Annotated in this window: 4 protein-coding genes and 1 tRNA gene; 2 read left to right on the forward strand and 3 right to left on the reverse strand. The window is 69.1% G+C overall.

Annotated elements, in window-relative coordinates; translation table 11 throughout:
• Positions 1-463 precede the first annotated feature (463 nt).
• The 3 genes from VIM26_RS09070 to VIM26_RS09080 all read right to left on the reverse strand — a co-directional run bounded on the left by VIM26_RS09070 (position 464) and on the right by VIM26_RS09080 (position 2,510).
• On the reverse strand, positions 464-802 hold the full coding sequence (locus tag VIM26_RS09070) for a YciI family protein (RefSeq protein WP_331950328.1): 339 nt from the start codon (positions 800-802) through the stop codon (positions 464-466).
• 109 nt (positions 803-911) lie between these two features.
• The gene (locus tag VIM26_RS09075) at positions 912-2,123 is read right to left on the reverse strand and encodes an RNA polymerase sigma factor (RefSeq protein ID WP_331950330.1); all 1,212 of its coding nucleotides are present in this window, start codon (positions 2,121-2,123) and stop codon (positions 912-914) included.
• 24 nt (positions 2,124-2,147) lie between these two features.
• The gene (locus tag VIM26_RS09080; RefSeq protein ID WP_331950332.1) at positions 2,148-2,510 is read right to left on the reverse strand and encodes a YciI family protein; all 363 of its coding nucleotides are present in this window, start codon (positions 2,508-2,510) and stop codon (positions 2,148-2,150) included.
• Between the two features lie 290 nt (positions 2,511-2,800).
• Here VIM26_RS09080 and VIM26_RS09085 point away from each other — a divergent pair, with 290 nt between their 5' ends.
• Together VIM26_RS09085 and VIM26_RS09090 are read left to right on the forward strand one after the other, a co-directional pair.
• Positions 2,801-3,247, forward strand: coding sequence for a DUF6069 family protein (locus tag VIM26_RS09085; RefSeq protein WP_331950334.1), 447 nt, complete (start codon positions 2,801-2,803; stop codon positions 3,245-3,247).
• Between the two features lie 205 nt (positions 3,248-3,452).
• A tRNA-Ser gene (locus VIM26_RS09090) sits at positions 3,453-3,608 on the forward strand.
• The last annotated feature ends 74 nt before the right edge of the window (positions 3,609-3,682 follow it).

The raw sequence follows: 3,682 nt of genomic DNA on the forward strand, positions 1-3,682 counted from the left end.
GTGCTGAGCCTGTCATCAGGGACACGTCGCCACGATCGGCCGTAACGGACATTGATAGCGCGCATCGGGTTCGTCGCTGGCGGCCGCAGACGCACGGGATTGTCACAGTCTCGCCGGTGGATCACGGCTGAATAAAAGCCGCCGACAGGCGTGTGCGTGATGCTTCATTTCGCCGCGTGCAGCCGCTCGACTTTGCCGATGAGTGGGCTGTGATGTTGGGAGGCTGCGTCCGTGCCTCGGTATGTGATCGTCCTGAGCGGCGACCCAGACCCGTTCGAACACACACGTACGACGCTCAGGTCTGACAGCCGCTTCACGGACGCACGGGCTGGACTCTCAACCCCGTGGACCTAGGCCCCGTACCCGTATCGCAGCCGGTCACCGCCCGGCGTCCCAGTACAGGTCGATGCGCAGACCGCGCCCAAGGCAAGTCTTTGCTCTAGCCGTGGCGGGTCTCCTTCGATCAGACGGCCGGGTCGGGCAGGAGCTCCCGTACCTCTTGCGCACAGCGGCAGGCGACGGCGATCTTGGCAGCCCACTCGAGCGCCTCCTCGCGTGAGGGCACGTCGACGACCGCGAACCCGCCGAGGACCTCCTTGGTCTCCGGGTACGGCCCGTCGGTGACCGTCCCGTCGGTGGCCACGACGCTCGCCCTCTGGCTTTCCAGTCCGCCGCCGAAAACCCACACGCCGGCGTCCTGGGCCTCTTGGACCACCTCGTGCGCGGCCTTGGTTACGTCGGGCAACTCCTCCTCGGGGAAGGTCATCGCGCCATCATCGAACGAGATCAGGTACTGCGTCATCCCATGACTCCCTTGTCCCGGCGGCCACCTCCGACCGCCTCTCACCTCTTCTACGAACGCCTCGCTCCGGATCCGACACTCTGCCAGAAGAAGAAACTCTCACGACCGCTCAGACCAACTCGCCGCGCTTCCTGCTCAGGTAGGCGCGCTCGGCGGAGTTCTGGGTGGCGGCGATGGCCGCGTCGTACGACTCCTTCGCCTCGGCGGTCCGGCCGAGCCTGCGGAGCATGTCGGCGCGGGCGACGTGCCATGCGTGGTAGCCCGTGAGCGGCAATCGGTCGACCAGAGTGAGGGCGACCTCCGGGCCGTCCAGCTCCGCGACCGCGACCGCGCGGTTGAGTGCGACGATCGGCGACGGGTCGAGCCGGGTCAGCTGGTCGTACAGTGCGACCACCTGCGACCAGTCCGTGTCCGACGCGGTGGGGGCGTCGGTGTGGACGGCGTTGATCGCGGCGAGTATCTGATAACGGCCGGGTCGGTTGATCGCGAGGCACTCGCGGACCAGGTCGTGCCCCTCGGCGATCAGCGCGCGGTCCCAGCCGGCGCGATCCTGCTCGCCGAGCGGGACCAGCTGCCCATTCCGCACGCGGGCCTCACGCCGGGCCTCGGTGAGCACCAGCAGCCCGAGCAGACCGGCCACCTCCGGCTCCTCGGGGAGCAGCTGGCGGAGGACCCGTGTCAGCCGGATGGCCTCGCCCGTGAGCTCGGCGCGCACCGGGTCACCGTCACCGGTGGCGAGGTAGCCCTCGTTGAAGACGAGGAAAAGTACCGCCAGCAGGCCGCCGAGCCGCTCGGGGAGGTCGGCGGCCTTGGGCACCCGGTAGGGCACCTTCGCCGCCGCGATCTTCTTCTTCGCCCGAGTGATCCGCTGCGCCATCGTGGTCTCGGGCACGAGGAACGCCTCCGCGATCTCAGCCACGGTCAGCCCACCGAGGAGGCGGAGCGTCAGCGCGATCCGCGCCTCCGGTGCGAGCGCCGGGTGGCAGCAGGTGAACAGCAGCCGCAATCGGTCGTCCTCGACCGGTCCGGTGTGCTCGTGGGGCGTGTCGTCGTGGGACATGAAGGCCGCCTGGTGCTTCGCGTCGCGCAGCTTCTCGCGTCGGATCCGGTCGATCGCGCGGTTGCCCGCGGTGGTGGTGAGCCAGCCGCCGGGGTTGGGAGGTACGCCGGACTCCGGCCACTTCTCCAACGCGGCCACGAGCGCCTCACCCGCCGCCTCCTCTGCGATGTCGATGTCACCGAAGCGGCGGACGAGCGAGGCGATCAGGCGGCCGTACTCCTCGCGGAAGACCCGCTCGACGGCCGCCGTTCCGCCCTGCATCGATCAGTCCTCGTTCGGGCCGGTTCAGGCGAGGCCGTCGAACGGACGGACCTCGACCTTGCCCCGGCACGCCTTGGACCCCTCGGCCGCGAGCTTGAGCGCCACGTCGAGGTCGGGCGCGTCGATGACCCAGAAACCCCCGATGACCTCCTTGGTCTCGAGGTAGGGGCCGTCGGTCATCACCGGCGTCTCACCCTGGCCGTCGACAACGGTCGCGGTCGATGCCGACTGAAGCCCGCCGGCGAAGACCCAGTAGCCATCGGCGTGAAGCTTGTCATTGAAGGCGCCGGTCGCGGCGAACGCCTCCTCCATCTCCTCCTTGGAGCCGTAGTTGCCGTACTCGTCCATCTCGGCGGGGCCGTGCACGGTCAACAAGTAGTGCGTCATCCCAATTCTCCTCAGTTCCGGGCGGTCCCGATGACCGCCTTCTACTCCCACCACGAACGGCATTCCACCGATACGACAACTTGCCACAGAAAGCCTTGCGATCGGGTTCCTCAGAGGCCAACTGCCCGTTCGACACTCCGACTCACGCCCGACCCCTGGCGGTGCTGCGTCACCGGGCATCGACGCGAACGACACTTTTTCTCGCGACCTGTCGGATCCGTACCCGGCCGTTCGTGGAGGGGGCATGAGCGGGTCGCACCGGGCGCCCCGCCGAGGAAACGGAGCTCGACATGTCCACCACCACGCAGATCCCCATCCGCACTGCCCCCAGCGCGCCCACCTCGGCGGCCGAGCGGCAGCCGGTATGGAAGCACGGAGTCGCCTCTGCCGTCATGGCCTCGGTCGCCACGACCGTCCTCGCGGCGATCGCGTCGGCCGCCGGTGTCTCGTTCGCCGACAGCACAGGCGCGAACATCCCGATCGCCGGGTTCGCTCAACTGACGCTGGTCTTCTCGCTCGTCGGCGTCGGCATCGCCGCCGTCATGGCGCGCAAGGCGCGTCGGCCGCGGGCCACGTTCGTGCGGACGGCGGTCGCCCTGACAGCGCTGTCCTTCGTCCCGGATCTCACGTTCGGGTTCGCCGCCGGCTCCGCCGCGACCCTGATCACGCTGCACACCGTCGCGGCGGCGATCGTGGTTCCGACCCTGGCGAGGCGGCTCGCGCGCGCCGCAGACTGACCAGGCTCGAGCAATGTCACTGTCCTGTCGCCAGGTCGACGCCATCAGTCCCACCCCACTCGGGGGCAACCCCGGTTGCGGTGGTGAAGACGCGCACGAAGGGACGGAAGGGCAGGTGGCCGCGCTCGCACGAGGGCTCGGGGCGCGGCGCCGACAGGTCACGACGATGCGCATCCGGCGACATCCGCGTCGCGCACTGCACCACGCCGCCGTGGCTCTGTCCGAGCTCTACGACGACCTGCACGCTGAGCGGCTCACCCGAGTAGCCAACGGCGCGTGGGGGTGGCGGGACCGAGGGTCGCGCCGGACACCCGCATTCGACATGCGTAGATCGTCGGTTCGACTCCGACCGGCGGCTCCACCTATTTCGGCCGTTGACCTGGGGAATGTCGATCGGCTGAACTCAGTGAGGCCGGGTTGGCGCGGGGCCTACGG

The organism is Pengzhenrongella sp. (genome assembly GCF_036565025.1).
Taxonomy (GTDB): domain Bacteria; phylum Actinomycetota; class Actinomycetes; order Actinomycetales; family Cellulomonadaceae; genus Pengzhenrongella.